General features: G+C 29.0%; 14 protein-coding genes and 2 pseudogenes. 4 read left to right on the top strand and 12 right to left on the bottom strand.

The window, feature by feature from the left end; genetic code table 11:
* Positions 1-28 precede the first annotated feature (28 nt).
* A complete protein-coding gene (locus tag QZV12_RS13585; RefSeq protein ID WP_366925508.1) occupies positions 29-520 on the bottom strand; it encodes an endonuclease/exonuclease/phosphatase family protein in 492 nt (163 codons plus the stop codon).
* Positions 521-1,041: 521 nt separating this feature from the next.
* Positions 1,042-3,987: pseudogene (locus QZV12_RS00075) on the bottom strand (DEAD/DEAH box helicase).
* Positions 3,988-4,169: 182 nt separating this feature from the next.
* Here QZV12_RS00075 and QZV12_RS00070 point away from each other — a divergent pair.
* Together QZV12_RS00070 and QZV12_RS00065 are read left to right on the top strand one after the other, a co-directional pair.
* A complete protein-coding gene (locus tag QZV12_RS00070; RefSeq protein WP_295615414.1) occupies positions 4,170-4,529 on the top strand; it encodes a hypothetical protein in 360 nt (119 codons plus the stop codon).
* Positions 4,530-4,677: 148 nt separating this feature from the next.
* Positions 4,678-6,222, top strand: coding sequence for a DNA/RNA helicase domain-containing protein (locus QZV12_RS00065; protein ID WP_295615412.1), 1,545 nt, complete (start codon positions 4,678-4,680; stop codon positions 6,220-6,222).
* A gap of 1 nt (position 6,223) precedes the next feature.
* Here the strand turns inward: QZV12_RS00065 and QZV12_RS00060 are convergent, their stop codons facing one another.
* The 4 genes and pseudogenes from QZV12_RS00060 to QZV12_RS00045 all read right to left on the bottom strand — a co-directional run bounded on the left by QZV12_RS00060 (position 6,224) and on the right by QZV12_RS00045 (position 9,658).
* Positions 6,224-6,745 carry a DUF3427 domain-containing protein gene (locus QZV12_RS00060; RefSeq protein ID WP_295615648.1) on the bottom strand — a complete coding sequence of 174 codons (522 nt, stop codon included), beginning with the start codon at positions 6,743-6,745 and terminating at the stop codon, positions 6,224-6,226.
* On the bottom strand, positions 6,655-7,491 hold the full coding sequence (locus tag QZV12_RS13580; RefSeq protein WP_366925510.1) for a DUF3427 domain-containing protein: 837 nt from the start codon (positions 7,489-7,491) through the stop codon (positions 6,655-6,657). The genes QZV12_RS00060 and QZV12_RS13580 overlap by 91 nt, the downstream gene beginning before the upstream one ends.
* A gap of 186 nt (positions 7,492-7,677) precedes the next feature.
* Positions 7,678-9,065 (bottom strand): annotated as a pseudogene (locus QZV12_RS13575) (DEAD/DEAH box helicase family protein); the annotation flags it as partial.
* A 203-nt stretch (positions 9,066-9,268) separates the two neighbouring features.
* Positions 9,269-9,658 carry a (deoxy)nucleoside triphosphate pyrophosphohydrolase gene (locus QZV12_RS00045; protein WP_295615406.1) on the bottom strand — a complete coding sequence of 130 codons (390 nt, stop codon included), beginning with the start codon at positions 9,656-9,658 and terminating at the stop codon, positions 9,269-9,271.
* A gap of 371 nt (positions 9,659-10,029) precedes the next feature.
* Here QZV12_RS00045 and QZV12_RS00040 point away from each other — a divergent pair, with 371 nt between their 5' ends.
* Both QZV12_RS00040 and QZV12_RS00035 read left to right on the top strand, forming a co-directional pair.
* The gene (locus QZV12_RS00040) at positions 10,030-10,467 is read left to right on the top strand and encodes a zinc ribbon domain-containing protein (protein WP_295615404.1); all 438 of its coding nucleotides are present in this window, start codon (positions 10,030-10,032) and stop codon (positions 10,465-10,467) included.
* Between the two features lie 82 nt (positions 10,468-10,549).
* The gene (locus QZV12_RS00035) at positions 10,550-11,053 is read left to right on the top strand and encodes a hypothetical protein (RefSeq protein ID WP_295615399.1); all 504 of its coding nucleotides are present in this window, start codon (positions 10,550-10,552) and stop codon (positions 11,051-11,053) included.
* 290 nt (positions 11,054-11,343) lie between these two features.
* Here QZV12_RS00035 and QZV12_RS00030 read toward each other — a convergent pair whose 3' ends face one another.
* The 6 genes from QZV12_RS00030 to QZV12_RS00005 form a co-directional block, all read right to left on the bottom strand.
* Complete coding sequence (locus QZV12_RS00030; RefSeq protein ID WP_295615394.1) at positions 11,344-12,240, bottom strand: hypothetical protein; 897 nt, start codon at positions 12,238-12,240, stop codon at positions 11,344-11,346.
* A gap of 74 nt (positions 12,241-12,314) precedes the next feature.
* Positions 12,315-12,734, bottom strand: coding sequence for a hypothetical protein (locus QZV12_RS00025; RefSeq protein WP_295615391.1), 420 nt, complete (start codon positions 12,732-12,734; stop codon positions 12,315-12,317).
* A 14-nt stretch (positions 12,735-12,748) separates the two neighbouring features.
* The gene (locus QZV12_RS00020; RefSeq protein WP_295615385.1) at positions 12,749-15,064 is read right to left on the bottom strand and encodes a pectate lyase-like adhesive domain-containing protein; all 2,316 of its coding nucleotides are present in this window, start codon (positions 15,062-15,064) and stop codon (positions 12,749-12,751) included.
* Between the two features lie 352 nt (positions 15,065-15,416).
* A complete protein-coding gene (locus tag QZV12_RS00015; RefSeq protein WP_295615382.1) occupies positions 15,417-15,644 on the bottom strand; it encodes a hypothetical protein in 228 nt (75 codons plus the stop codon).
* A 5-nt stretch (positions 15,645-15,649) separates the two neighbouring features.
* Positions 15,650-15,877, bottom strand: coding sequence for a hypothetical protein (locus QZV12_RS00010; RefSeq protein ID WP_295615378.1), 228 nt, complete (start codon positions 15,875-15,877; stop codon positions 15,650-15,652).
* A 273-nt stretch (positions 15,878-16,150) separates the two neighbouring features.
* Entirely contained in the window at positions 16,151-16,633 is a 483-nt protein-coding gene (locus tag QZV12_RS00005; RefSeq protein ID WP_295615372.1) for a hypothetical protein, read from the bottom strand.
* Positions 16,634-16,845: the final 212 nt, after the last annotated feature.

Genomic DNA, 16,845 nt, shown 5'->3' with positions numbered 1-16,845 from the left:
CTTGGTGAATGTCTTGGTAATGAGATTTCTACTTGTGTGTGAAGTAGTAATTATCGGAAAAGCTACAGTTATAATCGCCACATATACAAAGGTTGTACCCTTCTTCACTGAGTTTATTGAAGTCCTCTGTCTGTTTTATAAGGTCTCTTTTAAAGGAAGAGTGACGGTTTCCTTGTATTCCCATAATCGTACCATATACGAGTATATTGCCATTTTCTGTCTCCAATTCAAGGCATAGTGCTGTGTATTTATCATATGTTTCGTGCTGACATTTAATCTCATAGTTGGTATATATTGATACCCTATGTTCTGACGGAGAATATGTTATTGACTCATGACCTTTTCTCTTAAATGGAGGAGGTGTGGGGGTATGGCACCAATACTTGTAATCTGGCTTAATTGCATCATCATTCTCGGTCAGGGCAAGAATATCTGCCTGAATACTATTACATATGTCAATTATCTCATTAAGAGATTTTCGGTGCTTAAGTCGTTCCACATTCCATGTAGCGATTTTCATAATACTTCTCCATCTAATTATATTGTTTTTTATTCTTCTTTTGTAAGGAAACTATAATTTTAACTTCTTCAGCATTATCATATTCATTGCAAACCTTAACCTTTTGGATAATCACACTACCTAATTTCTGGATTGTTTTATTTTTTTTCTGAACTTTTATTGATATGTATCAAAGAATTCAGATGCAAAATTTTGGATTTGCTTTTTTTGTTGGGGAGTCATAGGAACTTGATCTCCGAGGCCTTCCCAACATTTATCAAAAGTTTCATCTATATGATGAAAATCTATTTTCAACCTAGGAGTCTCTAAATCCAGTCTTTCTATAATGTTCAAAAGACTAATGGTATTGTCTATATCACCTTGTTTATTTTTTATGACACTGAAGAACTCGTACTCTTCTACTAATGAGAAGAGTTTTTTGTTTAAACCGTCTCTAATGATTCTCTCCTTTTTTACTAAAGGATTATTGATATCATCACGAGGATAATCATATTGGTTTACTATTCATAAAAACAATAAAATCACATATCATTCAAAAAATAATTGTACAAATCTTTTTCAACAGAAGGATAAATTTTAAATTCAAATTTTACTGCTTTTAATGAATTTCCATCATCATCGATAATACTATCTTGAACAGGGGGATTGCTAGAATCAGGCTTACATTTGCCCAAATAATAGAAATCACCATCTTCAAAATCGCTTTTTTTAACAAATAATCTAATATCTGTATTTTCATCCATAATACCTTTAACTTCTTTACTGCGTAATGAAACCTTATTTCTTGTCATCCATTTAAATCTATTATTTGATAAAAACTTATCTGGATATTTTGTACTACTAGAGATATCTTCTTACTTTTCATAAGTGACAAAAATTGGACAAGTATTATGTTTTACACTATATCCATAGATTGTTGAGCTTTCATCCTTAGGCCAATTTAATAATCTACAAACATCTTTTCTAGTATATTTTTCATAAAGTTTGAATTTATCATTTGTTTTATAGGTATCTTCATATTTTTTTAATGAGTACATTATCAAGTCATTAATATGTTTTAAGAATAAAGGATCCTCTAAAAAAATATTAAATTTTTCGGAAATTTTAAATTCTTCATCTTTTCTATTTTTTAAAGCATAACCCTTAAAATCATAATCATTCTCTTGAGAATTGTCTTCTGTTGAATTATAATCAAATTCAAAAAATTTTACACCGTCATACTTTTCCTTAGCGAATTGTTTAAAGAAGTTTAAATTAAAAATATTAAAGGAACTTTCAATAGAAACTAAATCGTTTTCGATATCAAAACTTTTCAAATGTTCTTCTAACATATTAATAGTAAAAAACTTATTTTCAATCAATAATTTAATTATCAAAAGTTCATGGGGTCTTTTTCCATTAGAAAAAATATCTGTTATAAATTTTAGATATTTTATTTCTTCATCATTTAAATGACCTTTATAATCCTTTTTGTCTGCTTTCTTTAAAAAACAATGATAACAGTCAATATCTTTATGATTTAAAATTAATGAAGGATCTAAATCTCCCTCATCATAAAAATCATTTAAAGTTGGTATTTTATCTAACCTTTTTTTAAGACTATTATAAGCCGGGTATAATACTAAATACAAATCCGAGAAATTTTTTGTAATAGCTTTAAAAATTCTTTTTTCGGATACCTTATCAAAATTTATAGTAGATTCACCAGGAAGTAATTTGGATCCTTGAATTAAATATTTACGTAAATTTTCATTATTATAAGTTTTATCTCCGGATAATGCAATTGAAATGAAAAAATTTTTCCTAAAATTTCCTATAAAATCAATAATAACTACATACTCTTTATTTTTAGATTTTCTAAGTCCTCTACCTAATTGTTGCGTAAAAATTATAGGTGATTTTGTAGGTCTTATAAGTATTATTTGATTGACTTCTGGGATATCCACACCTTCATTAAAGATGTCTACAGTAAAAATATATTCCAAAGTACCTTCTTCATCGCTTATTAAACTTTTTATAGCCTTTTCACGAGTTTTTTGACTATTTCTTGATGATAAGGATTTTGCCTTAATTTCTCTACCATTAAATTCATGTGCTAATTTAATAGCTTCATCTGTAGAACGACAAAATACTAGACATTTTCGGTTTTCTCCAGAATATCCAAAATGCTCTGATTTTTCTATTAAATAATTCACTCTGTCCTCGGATGCTAAATCATTAACTTTAGAATAGTCATCAATTAATTTACCATCAACTGTAAAATCACTTATCCCATAATAATGAAATGGACATAGTAAATCTAATTCTAGAGCTTGTTGAAGACTAATATTCTGAGCAACTTTATAATTAAATAATTCAAAAATATTTATATCATCTGTTCGCTCTGGTGAAGCTGTCATTCCAAGCCAGAATTTAGGTTTAAAATAATCTAATATTTTTTTATAACTATAAGAACCTGCTCTATGAACTTCATCTATTATAATATAATCAAAATCATCTTCTTTGAACTTTTCATAAAGAATTTCATTTTTAGATAATTTTTGAATAGTCGCAAATAAATAATTTTTATCATAATCTTCTCCATTTGCAGAAATTAAACCAAATTCTCCCTCATCTACATCTGTTAAAATTTTTTTAAAAGATTTTATAGCTTGTTTCAATAATTGTTCCCTATGAGCAATGAATAATAATTTATTTGGTTTAAATTCATCTACAGAAAAAGCAGCTGCATATGTTTTACCAGTACCTGTAGCAGAGACAAGTAATGCTTTATCTTCTCCATCTTCCTTAAAATCCTTTAAATTTTCTAAAAACTCTTTTTGCATAGTATTAGGATTAATAGGATCTTCATTATCATGTTTAGACTTATTGGAATATATTAATTTTTGATAACTTTTCTTATATTTATCATAATCTTTTGTGTATTCTTCAATAATATCTTCTATTTTAGATGAAATCTCCCATAAGTCATCAAATTTATTAATTATGTCTTTAATAATTTCGCCGTCATTTAGTGATGAAAAACCAATATTCCATTCCTCACTTCTTGTTAATGCATCTCCTGAAATATTCAAACTTCCGACAATAGCCCTATAATTGTTATCTTTTTTAAAAAAATATCCTTTTGTATGAAAACCTTTATCTTTAACTTTATACATTCTAACTTCTATATTTGGATATTCCATTAATGTTTTCAATGCTTCAGGTTGAGTAAAATACAAATAATCAGTGGTTAATATACGGCCTTTAACACATCTTTCACTTAAATTATCCAAATCCTGTATAATCTGCTTTATACCACTATCTCTTATAAAAGATACGCTAATAAAAAATTCATCACAAGATGACAACTCCTCTTTTAAATAATTTAACACCTTTTCCCCATTATCATTATGAATAAGTTTAGGTTTTAAATCAGCATCAGAGGATATATTTTTGTCAATAAAAGCTGTCCTAGCACCATCCATAATTCTATCTTCATCTAAAGTCATATTACCACTGAAAATTAGTTTTTAAGATAATCAATACTATTTTTAGATTATGAAATATAAAAGTTTTTATAAATAGTTATATATAGTAAACCAATTAAATAATTATTTAAATCATTGAAAAACCTATTTAAATCAAAAATATTAAAAAAGGGGATTATATGGTTTACTATAAACTAAATAATGAATTAAATGTAATTGAACTGTATTTAGAAGATGAAGAGCCTAGTATGATTAATGAACAAAAGATGAAAAATATAGGTCTTATTGAAAATGACCAGAAAAAATGTTGGTATACTCAAAAAGATAACCGTCCAGGTGTTAAATTTATAAAAGATTATTGCGATGGAAAAATAGTACCAACTACAATCATTTTTGATTCAGCACTAAAAAACCGATGCTGTTATGCTGATTCAATAGCTAATTTTAATAAAACAGAATTAAAAGAATTCAATGCAACAATTAAAACCAATTTTAAGGATGGGTTTAAATTTGTTAAATTAAGTCGGGGCAAATTATAGCTTGGGAAGACTCTTACAAGGTCATGAAAAAACTTTCCCTTAATCCAAACATAAACATTATTTTGAATATGTTCTTCCATATGAAGGTGGAAGAAGACCGGATGTTATTCTATTATCTAAAGAACTCGTAATTGTCCTGGAATTCAAAATGAAATATAAAATTAAGGAGGAAGATTTAGACCAAGTATCAGCTTATGCAAGAGATTTAAGAGAATATCACTATCAATCTAGAGACAAAAATGTTGTTCCAATTCTTGTTTTAACAAAAACTAAAAATTTATATGAAGAAATAAATGGCATAATATGTGTTTCTGATGACTTGCTCCAAAATACATTAGATGATATTTATACAGAAAATATTAATCCGGAACTATTAGAAACATGGATAAATTCAAAATATGAGCCATTACCAACAATTGTAGAAGCAGCTCGATTAATTATGGAAAAGGAAGAGCTCCCTAATATTCGGAGAGTAAATAGTACCTGTATTCCAGAAACCTTGGAAAACTTAAATAGTCTGACAGAGTATGCAAAAAATAATAAAAAACACGTGATATCTTTTGTTACAGGAGTCCCAGGTGCTGGAAAAACTTATTTAGGACTTCAATACATTTATAATGTTAAAGAATTTAAGTCTGTTTACTTGTCAGGAAACGGCCCTTTGGTTCAAGTTTTAATAGACACCCTTCAAAGTGACGTTTTTGTAAAAGACTTGCAAAATATAGAAAAAGAGTATATAGACAACGAGGCAGAAGATTTCAATTACAATGTTATCGTTTTTGACGAAGGTCAACGTGCATGGAATAAAGAACGAATGAAAAAGGATGATAGAGGAGATCAATCTGAACCTGAAGTAATGATTGAACTTTGCGAAAAACGTTTAGAATGGTGTGTCCTTTTAATATTAGTTGGTGAAGGCCAGGAAATACACACAGGGGAAAATTCCGGTCTAAAATTATGGGATGATGCAATAAATAATAGTAAAAAGGAATGGGAAATAGTTTATCCACCTAAACTGTCAGAAACATTTGAAAAAAATCCGTTAAAAGAAAATATAAATGATAAAGTATTTGGTCTTACCATATCATTACGTTCCCATTTATCTGAAAATGTAAATGATTTTACCAATAATCTAATAAATGGAAATATAGAAGAAGCTTCGGAACTTTCAGAAAGTATTTTGTCTGACAATTATACAATGTACTGTACAAGAGACCTTGAAATTGCTAAAGACTATTGTAAACGTAGATATAAAAATGAACCAACTAAAAGATATGGGATTATCGCATCTTCTAAAGCGAACGGACTTATAAAATATGGTATTGATGTGCGTTATGAAACAACACGTGATTTAAACTATGGGAAATGGTATAATGCGCCACCTTACAATCGATATTCCTGCTGTAAATTAAAACAAGCAGTATCAGAGTTTGGTGTTCAAGGACTTGAGCTAGATATGCCTATAGTTGTATGGGGAACAGATATGAAATGGAATAAAAGAAAAGGAACATTTATATTTGAAGGAAGTGGAGACAATGATAAGTTATATAGAAAAAATACATATAGAGTGTTGCTTACCAGAGGACGGGATGGATTTATAATATTTGTACCAAAATATAAAAGGTTAAATCCAGTTTTTGAGCTCCTAAAAGAAATAGGAATAAAAGAATTAACTGATGAAGAATCTAACTAAATTATTCTTCATCTAATTTATCCATAAAGTAATTATAGAGATTTTCATCTACTGTGTGATCTATTTTAAATTTAAAGTTAACAATAGGATTATCTTTACCATCAATGTTTCTATACAACTGTTTATAAGATAAAGGACTTAATTTACCAATGTAATAAAAGTCAATTCCTTCATCATCACTCTTTTTGATAAATAAACGAACATCCAAATCTGTATAATTGACAAGAGGCTTAAGCTCATTGCTTTCCACTCTTCTATTGTTTCTGCTCATCCAACTGAATACATCTCTTGAATCAAATTCATCTTCATAGTTAATGGTTTCAGAAATATCCTCTTTTTTATCATAGGTTACAAAGATAGGGCAAGTGTTATACTTTATCTTATATCCTCCAATATTCTGGCCGTTCATGAAGAACCTCCAATTCAAGAGTCTTAAAACATCCTCTCTTGAATATTTAGCGTATTGTTTAAATACATCATCTTCAACCTTATATGCAGAACCATATTTTTGAGTAAAGTGTATTCAATTGCATCTTCAAAGTGTTTTAAATAAGCATTATTGTTTAAGGCCTTTCTAAAGTAATCAGAAATAGTAAATTTATGTTCCTTATGATTTTCTAAGCTATCTAAATCAACATCCATATTGAAGAAGATATTTTCATAATCGAAATCATCGATCTTGCCAATTGCACTTGTAACTGTATTGGCCTGATAATCATCATAACTGACTTTATCATTATCAAAAAGTGTTGTCTGATTAGAGATGGCACTTTCCTTTTTATAGAAATTCAAACTTAAGAGGTTTATAGCACCCTTAATAGATTCAAATTGATCTTTTAGACCGTATTCCTCTTCTAAAATGTTTTCAATAGCTTGAATAGTGAAGTATTTATTATATCTTAAATATCTTAAAATAACAGCTTCATGTGGTCTTATTCCTTTAATGATTTTAGATGAAATGAACTTTAAGGAAAGATTATCCAATTCCTCAATATTCTCATCATAGCTGTCATCTATTTTCTTTAGGAAGTTATAATATGAATCAAATTTATTATGGCTTAAAATTAATTCTGGATTAAATTCACCATTTATGTAAAAGTCACAAAGATATGGTATTCTACCAAGCCTAAATTTAAGATTTTGATATTTTTCCTTAAATAACGGAATTTTTGAAAAGCTTGTATTATCAATAGCTTTATAGATTCTCTTTTTAGATATTTCATCAAAGCTGATTGAAGATTGACCTGGAATTACCTTTGATCCTTCCATTAAATATCTGCGGATATTATCTTTTTCAAAAGTTCTATCTCCAGATAAAGCAATAGGAATCAAGAAATTATTCTTATAATTTCCAATAAAATCAATGATAACAACATATTCCTTATTTTTAAATTTACGTAAACCCCTTCCCAATTGTTGAATAAAGATAATAGAAGATTGAGTTGGCCTGACCAAAAGTACTTGATTGACTTCTGGAATATCTACTCCTTCATTAAAAATATCCACAGTGAAAATATATTCTAAAAAATCAGTAACATGATCACTTGTTAGCCTATAAATAGCTTCCTCACGTTTTTCTTGGGAATCATCTCCACTTAAAAACTGTGAAGGATGGCCTTTTTGTGTAAATGCGTCAGCTAATTCCCTTGCTTCTCTTTTTGTACTGCAAAATACAAGACCCTTGCATCTATTCCCACTATGGCCATAATATTCAGATTTTTCAAGCAAATACTTTACACGGTCATCTGATACCAAAAATCTAAAATCACTTTCATCATCCAAGACTTCGCCATCAACTGTTAAATCACTTATTCCAAAGTAATGGAAAGGACACAACAAATCCTCTTCCAATGCATCCTGAAGTCTGATGTCAAGGGGCACATTATAATCAAAGATTTCATAAATATTTTCACCATCAGTTCTATCAGGTGAAGCAGTCATTCCTAGCCAGAATTTAGGTTTAAAATAGCTTAAAAGCTTTTTATAACTAAAAGCTCCTGCTTTATGAACTTCATCTATAACAATAAAATCAAATTCTTCCCTATCAAATTTTGTATAATAATCTTCTTTAGACATTGTTTGCACGGTTGAAAACAATAATCCTTGTCATATTCCTTTTTATTACCTGATAGAAGGCCAAATTTATTATCTTCACCATTAAATATTCTTTTAAATGACTTTATGGCTTGCTTTAAAATCTGTTCCCTGTGAACAATGAACAAGAATTTCTTAGGAGCAAAATCCTTAACTGCAAAAGCAGCTGCATATGTTTTTCCAGTACCAGTAGCTGAAACAAGAAGTGCCCTATCTTCTCCATTTAAAACAAGTGTTCTAAGATTATCTAAAAAGTCTATTTGCATCGAATTAGGCACTAATTCCTCTTCTGTTTCATCCTTAATTTTTTTAATGTCTCTATCAAAATCTCTGAAATTCTTTTTATAATTATAAATATTTTCATACTCTACAATGATATCCTCTACAGTTGAGGATTTTTCCCATAAATCATCAAATTCATCGATTAAGCTTTTTAGAATTTCTCCATCATAGAGAGAAGTAAAACCTATATTCCATTCTTTATTGACAGTTAAAGCATTTAAAGTAAGGTTTGAACTTCCAACAATGGCATTATAAATGCCTTTGTTTTTAAAAATATATCCTTTAGTGTGAAAACCGTCTGTTTCATCAGTTTCATACATTTTAATTTCAATATTTAATAGAGCATTAAGCTTTTTTAATGCTTCAGGCTCTGTAAAATTTAAATAATCAGTGGTAAGGATCTTTCCTTTTACACCTTTCCTCTCAAGATCCTTTAAATCTTGCAATAGTGGAGTTAGTCCACCCATGGTAATGAATGCAACGCTAATATAAAACTCTTTACAATCATTTAATTCATCCTTAATTGAATTCAAGACCTTATGGCCATTATTATTAACTAATAATCTAGGCCTATACTCTGAAGAGGATTCAAAATTTTCATCAATAAAAGCTGTCTCTGCTCCCTCTTTAATTAAATCTTTTATATTTTTGTTCATTTACACACCAAAAATTAGAAAGTTAAGGATTCTTTAATATAATTTACAGCCTTAATATCTGCTTCTATCCATTCTACTGAATCAATCTCATCTAAAGACAGCCATCGAGCTCCCATATGCTCTAATAGCTCTATATCACTTTTTAAAATACATTCAAAACAAGACATGTGAAGGTAAAAATTAGGATATTGCCACTCTAAATCAAGGGCAAATTTTTCAACTATAATATCAGCATTTAATTCCTCTTTTATTTCACGAACTAAAGCTTCCTCTTTAGTTTCCCCCTCTTCTATTTTACCACCTGGAAACTCCCAAAGACCTTCAAATTCACCATATCCTCTTTGGGTAGCTAAAATTTTATTATCTTTTTTTATAATAGCAGCAACTACAAAAAGCTCTTTCATGAAATAACCTCAATTACATTATTATAAATATACTATAAAATTAATTAAATATAAAATTTATTAAAAAAACAAAAAAATGAAATTTAGAATAAAAATAAATTATGATGTAAAAATTATTGATCAGTTTACTAAATGAGAATCATTATTTATTTAATTATACTTAAGTAAACTTACGATTCACTAACTCAAATCTATTATTATGCCTTAATCCAATTAAAGGCACTTAATATATTGTTCTCCTTTTTGTTTTTCTGCATATACATGAATAGACAAATAAACAATTAATTAACTAAATTTTTAAGAAATTATAATAAAATTTATAGGTAATATAAAATAGATTAAAGATTAATTGGTAAAGAAAAGGGGTATGTATGAGAATCTGTTCTGTTTGTAAATATGAAAATCCTGACCATGCGCAATATTGTATGGACTGTGGAAACTTATTACAAGAAAAAGATAAAAAGATAAAATGCGAGATTTGTTATCATGAAAATCCAAGTGATGCTGAATTCTGTGGTAAATGCGGAAATTTCTTACATCAAGAAACATATAGTTCATATTTGACAGATTCGTTGGTTGTAGAGAAAATAAAATGCACAAATTGTGGATATGAAAAAAGAGCTAAAACTAATTTTTGTTCAAGATGTGGAAGCAAACTACCGAAAGAGAAACCTAACTCTCAAGTTAACATTAACAGAATTTATGACAAAAATATAATGAAAGCATCTAAAAAAACTGAAAATAAAAAAGTTCAAAAAAAAACAAACATATCAAGAAAGAATAGAAGAAAAAATAGGACAAACCCCTAAAAACAAAAAAATTCAGAAAAAAATGAGTAATTTAGATTTTGCATGGTGTTTGTGTTGTATTGTTGCATTATTACTATTTTTAATGGTTTTTAGCGGAAATATTGGAAATATAAAAACAGATAATTCACAAGATAACATAACATCTAATATCTCAGACAATATCCCTTATGAAAATATTACAATGATAAATGTAGATACATTTTATGAAGACAAAAGCAATCCATGGGGGGATCATTATATTTACTTCTTTGGCTGTGATTTGTCGGATGTTTCATCATCATTAATAGGTTCCGAAGTAGTGGTTTATTTCTATGATCAAGACAAAAACCTTCTTAAGAACAATTATCACAGTACTGATTATTCAAATAAAACAAGCATAACCATTGATAATGGAAATTATATTAATAGTGATAAATCAGTTGTGGTATCCGCACTTTTAAATCGTAAAGATTTAGTCAATATAGGTAGTTGTCAAATTGTAATTATTAAGGATAACCAAACAATATTCAATGAAACGGAACCATTTAATATGACTCTTGTAGATTTAGATGAAGAAAATTCTATTAGTGCATTTGATGAGGAATAGTGGGAATTTGTCTAGCAAATTTTTAAAAAGTTGTTGAACATTAAAATAGGAAAAACATGTGTAAGTAGGAGTATTTTTGAATCAGATCAATATTAGAATTTGTTGCTGTAAAATTAAATTATTTTTTAAGTAACAAATTTTATTTTTTTAGAAATTTTTCTTCATATATTCGGAGATATTCTTTAGTATCAATAAGGTTTTGTAGATGAACCTTGTCTACACTTCTTTTTAATTTTTTATTTCTGTACTTTAATACATATCTCTGTTCTCCTTCAGTTGTTTTTCCATCTTTACCTATTAGGTGGTTTAATTTCAGAGGTTTTCATATTCCTTTTTAAAGCGGCTTCTACTTCAACCCCCTCATTTATATCATCCATAACTTTTTGGAGATATTCTTTATCTGCACTTCTTTTAATCCTTTTTCCATCATATATTAATGAAAAATATTGTTTTCCATCAGCTGTTTTTCCCGCTTTGGCAATTTTAGGAGGTGCTTTGTATTTATTTAATGTTATTTCTACTTCCTCACCATTATTTATATCATCACATATTTTTTGAAGTAACTCCAAATCCCTACTAATTTTGATTCTTTCTTCATCAACCACTACCGCATAATATTGCTCTCCTCTTCTAGTTCCATCTTTATTAATCACAGCAAGAGGTTTTTCTAATAATATATTAGGGTCTGCTCCATTATTGATCTCTTCAGCTAGTTTTTCTAATTTTTCTTTATCAATACTTGTTGTAAGAGTTTTAGAATCATACTCTAAACTATATATTTGCTTTCCAGTGGGGGAACCACTTTTTATAACTCTTGCATAATCTTTATAAAAAAGATTATCTTTTCCAGTTTTTCCATAGAAAGGATTGTTTTCACCACTTCCAAAACCATCCCCTCCTTCTGTAAAATTAAATTTTGGATTATATAGAGCAATATATTTTATCTCATATTCAGTTAATTCATCATCTGTGATATTCTTATCTAATCTAATTAATTCAACGTATTCATATCTATCTGGATTGCTCTGTAATATTTGATTAATCCTTTGGACATCATATTTTGAAGGCTGATGATGTTGACTATGACATATTTTTCGATATAAACTACTATCCTTACCTATGTAAATTATTTCTTCTGTTTTTTTTTTTTTGTCGACATATGCATAAATTCCTTTATACTCTTCCATTCTACCACCCAAGATTAATCTTACCATATTTGAATTATTGTATGTATATTTTTTATTTATAATCTTTAATTTATTTAACTACCCAAACTCTCTAAAATAACCTCAACAGGACTATCCCTAACATCTTCAGAAATAGGAATCTTATAATCTATAACCAATAATTCCTTTTCATTTTTACAGAAATACATAATTCCCCTTTGATACTCCTGATTATAATAATTCTCTTCTACTTCATAGCTTCCTTTAGTGTAATTGTCAGAATATATAAAATCATAATATGACTCTTCAAGAAGATACTTCATTAAATCCTCATCTGTATCATTGTCTAAACGGGAAATGGAAATGGTATGATATGGATCGCTTTGGAGTAGAGTATAATTATCAGACTCATTCTGAATAATATAATTGTCTGGAACTTTAAAATCATGGCCAATAGCTGCATGACATGCTGAACATGCCAAAGCCAAAATCATTAAGCTAAAAAACAAATACATTTCATGATAATCACCTAAAAGACATAATAGCTTTCCTCAATGATATTATTGCCAGGCCTATTGTTCTTAAAAATGCAATCCTTGAAACTTACATTATCCTTATCTATTGTTTCAATATCCCATACTTTAGTTTCATCTACTCTCATAGAGGTATGAGGCAAGTTGTTTGATAAGTAAATCACTCCTCCCTCATCATCATCAGTAACCATATTATCGCTAAGGTTAGATTCAATCATTTCTAAAGATCCTGATGCCAAGCTTATTGCTGCCCCATTGCTTGGTGCCTTATTGTTAACTATGCTTGACTTATCTATATTCAAATGACTGCAGATACTATATATCGCTCCTCCAAATCCGCAAGGTCCAAACATTTTATTTGCTCCTGTAGAATTGGTTGACAATGTGGAATCGGATATGTTCAACTCTTTTCCATAATCATATATTGCTCCACCTTTCCATGCGCTTTTGTTGTATAACAATTTAGATTGGGATATGCTCAATATGCCTCTATTGTATATGCATCCTCCATAATGCTTTGAATCATTGCTGGATAGATCTGATTTTAATATTTTCAATTTACCGCTATTGTATATTGCACCGGCAGATCCTTCTGAACTGTTGCTTATGAATTTGCAGCCTTCAATTGTTAAATCAGCTCCTCCATTGACTTTTATCGCTCCTCCATTGTCGTTTAATGGGTGGTCATAATTCTTGAATGAATGTCCGTTTTCAAATATTATATTTTTCAGAGTTATCTTGCTTCCAGTGACAATGAAGATTCTTGACTTGTCGCATCCATCGATTTTATGTCCATTTCCATCAATGACCAAATCATCTACATCCAGTTCTATTCCACCTTCATAGTAAGTTTTTTCATAGCTTTCAAGAGAGATGTCTTCATCGAGAACAATTTCCTTGACTCCGCTATGGATCAATTCATCCAAACGACTGAAATCCATTTTATTCTCTTGTGGAATTAGGCTTAAATCACTTTTAAGCTTACTTGTACCCTCTATCTTATCACTTAAATCCTGTGATGATTTTAAATAGATGTATCCATAATTCTGTATTGTTTTGCCTTCATCCATTACCTTAGGGTTGTTTAAGTTTATTTCACCGGTATTGTAAATGTTAAGATTTGAATTTTCAAAGGATGCACCATCTATAGTGCAATTATCCTTAGTATTGTGAATTATGCTGTCCTCAGCATCATTTCCTAAAAATTCACAGTAAAAGACTCCTAAGCTATGACCAAAATTTTCTAAAATACGTTTTGAACGGTTATCCTTAAAGGATGTGTTTTCAATGCTCATTGAATCGCTGTTGTAAATGAGCTTGTCTGAACTTACGTTGTTTGAAAATTCAGAATTTGAAATCTTGACATTGCCGTTGTTGTACAATTCCTCTCTGTTTTCAAACCTATTGTCGATTATTTTGGAATCTGATATGTTCAGCTCACCTTGGACATATATTACGCCACCTGAACTTTTGGCCTCACTCTTTGAGAATATTGACTCTGATATGTCCAATTTGCTTTTTGAAATATCTCCCCTATCACATATTGTACCGCCATTGCTTTGGGCAGAATTGCCTTCAAAAGTGGATTTTTCTATGCTTAGATAACAAGGTCTTGATGCAAAGGAGTTGCTGGTTCCAATTGCACCGCCTTCATATTCTTCAGCCCTATTGTTTAAAAATCTTGAATTGGCAATAGTCAATGTTCCAATAGGAGCCTTAATAGCTCCAGCTGAACTTGCAACATTATTGCTTAGTGTAGAATCTGTTATGATCATCTCAGCACTATTATAAATTGCAGCTCCTTCGCTAGAGTCTCCTTCTCCCCTATTGTCTTTAAATGTGGATTTGATGATTTTAACCTTTCCATCATCATTATATATTCCACCGCCATATTTAGCTCCATTCTCAATGAAAGTGGATTCAACGATAGTGAGCTCACCTCTTCTATTGTTTATTGCACCGCCATCACCATCATTGAATGCTCCTTTGAATATTATGTTTTTCAGTGTAATATTGGTTCCAGAACAATAGAAGATTCTTGTTTTTCCTTTTGCATCTATTGTATGGCCATTTCCATCAATAAACAGGCCATCAACATCCAAGTCGATTCCATCCAAATATTTGGAGTCTTCTCTTCTTCCTAATACAATGTCTGAATATAAAATAATCTTCTTGCTTCCACTGTGAATTAACTTATCCAAATGACTAAAGTTCTTAGAGCCTTTAGAACTTGTTTCATTTTGTTTATTATTTCCCTTTGATTCAGATTTAGGAGAGGATACTGCACTTTTGATTTTATCGAACAAACCCATATAATCACCCTTAAAGGCTTAAAAAATATTTTAAAAATTGATAATTGAATTAGATTTCATTTTATACATTTTATTCTTTTTTAAATAATTTATATAAATTTTTATTATTTCTTTATATGTTTTTTAAAATTTGCAAAAAATATTAAAAAATGATTAATGATTGAATAAAAAGATTGTTAAAAAAATAAAAAAAGAGAAAAAGAGTTCATCTAAAGTAAAAGTATTTTGATCAAACTTTTTCTAAAAGTTTGGAAAAGATTCTCACATAAAGTGAAAAATATTTTGATCAAACATTTTCTAAAAGTTTGGAAATATTTTAATCAAACTTTTTTAAAAGCTTGTAATCGAAAACCTATTCTAAAGATTCAACAACTTTCCTTGCAACATCTTGATCTGGAGTTGTAGTGTTTTCACTACCATGATTTGCACTTACAATTAAAATAGGAGTTCCTTTTCCATCATCACAAACATAGGAATATCCTTGAATATCCATGAAACTGTAAGTCTTTTCAGTAACATTGAAATTTCCTGATTGGAAGGTTTGCTCCTCTCCAAACTTACATCCTGTTTTTTCAACCAATGAATTTAACTCATCAAGTTCATTGCATTATTAAAATAATAAACAATTACAGAATGATTATCATCTTGTTGCATAGTCACTGAATTGTCATTTTCATCTATAATCTGATATCCATCTGGGATGTCAAATGTATAATCTCCAAGGGAAGCGTAATTATCATCAGCTGCAATAGCTGTAATGCTTCCTGCTACTATCAAAAGCAAAAATCCTAAAAACAAATATTTAAATCTCATTATCATCACCTTTAATAATACTGTTTATTTGATTAAGTTTATATAATTTCTTAAAAATCAGTAAATTTAATGATAATAAAATCCTAAAAAAAGAGAAAAAAAGAGAAAAAAGATTAATCCATCTTATTTTAAAATATTTTTTTAATCAAAGTTCTAGAAGTCGTAAAACCTGATTTCAACCGTTTATTATAACTATAAAACAGTGAAAATATTTTTGGTCAAGGTTTTTAAGGCCGAAGGCCTTAAAAAGCTTGGTGGGTTGAAAGCTTGAATTTAATCATCAACTTCCTTAATGGATTTTAATAAGTTAACAACGGTAGTATTATCAGCAGCAAAGTCTTCATTATCTGATGTGCAAGTGAAAGTAATGAAAAGCTCATCGTCTCCATCGTCATCAGTATTGTCATCACAGATATATACATATCCTTTGAACTTGTCTTTGCTGATTTCGTTTTGTCTTACATCGAAGATTCCTGCAGTGAAATTGCTTTCATTATCAGAAATCTTATAGCCATTGGATTTAAGATTTGCCTTAAATTGATCTGGGCTTTTTGCATCATCCAAATTAGATAAGACAAGTTTGTGATCTTTGCCATTAAGTAATGTTACAACATGTTCAGTGCTGTTTGCTATAGTGAAATTGTCAGGTACAGTAAATTTATAGTTATCTACAACAGATTCATTAGCTGCAATAGCTGTAATGCTTCCTGCTAAGACTAAAAGCATAAAAGCTAAAAATAAATATTTAATTCTCATAATTTATCACCTAATTATAGATTATTAAAAAAAATATTATATAAGTTTTCTTAATTAGATTGATGGTTTTAAAAAATGTTCATAAAAAAAGGAGTTAATATGATTAAAATAATTAAATGGTTGAGATTGGCAGAATAAAATTTTAAAGGAGAATTTTGATTTGTTTAATTAATTTAATCATATTTCTAAAGTCTTGTGTGTGTTATGATTTG

The organism is uncultured Methanobrevibacter sp. (assembly GCF_902769175.1).
In the GTDB taxonomy this organism is placed as follows: Archaea; Methanobacteriota; Methanobacteria; order Methanobacteriales; family Methanobacteriaceae; genus Methanobrevibacter.
The sequence above is the reverse complement of the archived record's forward strand: the minus strand, read 5'-3'. Positions and strand labels throughout refer to the sequence as shown.

Coding starts and splice junctions, on each gene's coding strand:
- QZV12_RS00040 (WP_295615404.1), top strand. CDS start 10,030: ATGAGAATCTGTTCTGTTTGTAAATATGAAAATCCTGACCATGCGCAA.
- QZV12_RS00035 (WP_295615399.1), top strand. CDS start 10,550: ATGGTTTTTAGCGGAAATATTGGAAATATAAAAACAGATAATTCACAA.
- QZV12_RS00010 (WP_295615378.1), bottom strand. CDS start 15,877: ATGAGATTTAAATATTTGTTTTTAGGATTTTTGCTTTTGATAGTAGCA.
- QZV12_RS00005 (WP_295615372.1), bottom strand. CDS start 16,633: ATGAGAATTAAATATTTATTTTTAGCTTTTATGCTTTTAGTCTTAGCA.
- QZV12_RS00070 (WP_295615414.1), top strand. CDS start 4,170: ATGGTTTACTATAAACTAAATAATGAATTAAATGTAATTGAACTGTAT.
- QZV12_RS00020 (WP_295615385.1), bottom strand. CDS start 15,064: ATGGGTTTGTTCGATAAAATCAAAAGTGCAGTATCCTCTCCTAAATCT.
- QZV12_RS00030 (WP_295615394.1), bottom strand. CDS start 12,240: ATGGAAGAGTATAAAGGAATTTATGCATATGTCGACAAAAAAAAAAAA.
- QZV12_RS00065 (WP_295615412.1), top strand. CDS start 4,678: ATGAAATATAAAATTAAGGAGGAAGATTTAGACCAAGTATCAGCTTAT.
- QZV12_RS13580 (WP_366925510.1), bottom strand. CDS start 7,491: ATGGAAGGATCAAAGGTAATTCCAGGTCAATCTTCAATCAGCTTTGAT.
- QZV12_RS00045 (WP_295615406.1), bottom strand. CDS start 9,658: ATGAAAGAGCTTTTTGTAGTTGCTGCTATTATAAAAAAAGATAATAAA.
- QZV12_RS13585 (WP_366925508.1), bottom strand. CDS start 520: ATGAAAATCGCTACATGGAATGTGGAACGACTTAAGCACCGAAAATCT.
- QZV12_RS00025 (WP_295615391.1), bottom strand. CDS start 12,734: ATGTATTTGTTTTTTAGCTTAATGATTTTGGCTTTGGCATGTTCAGCA.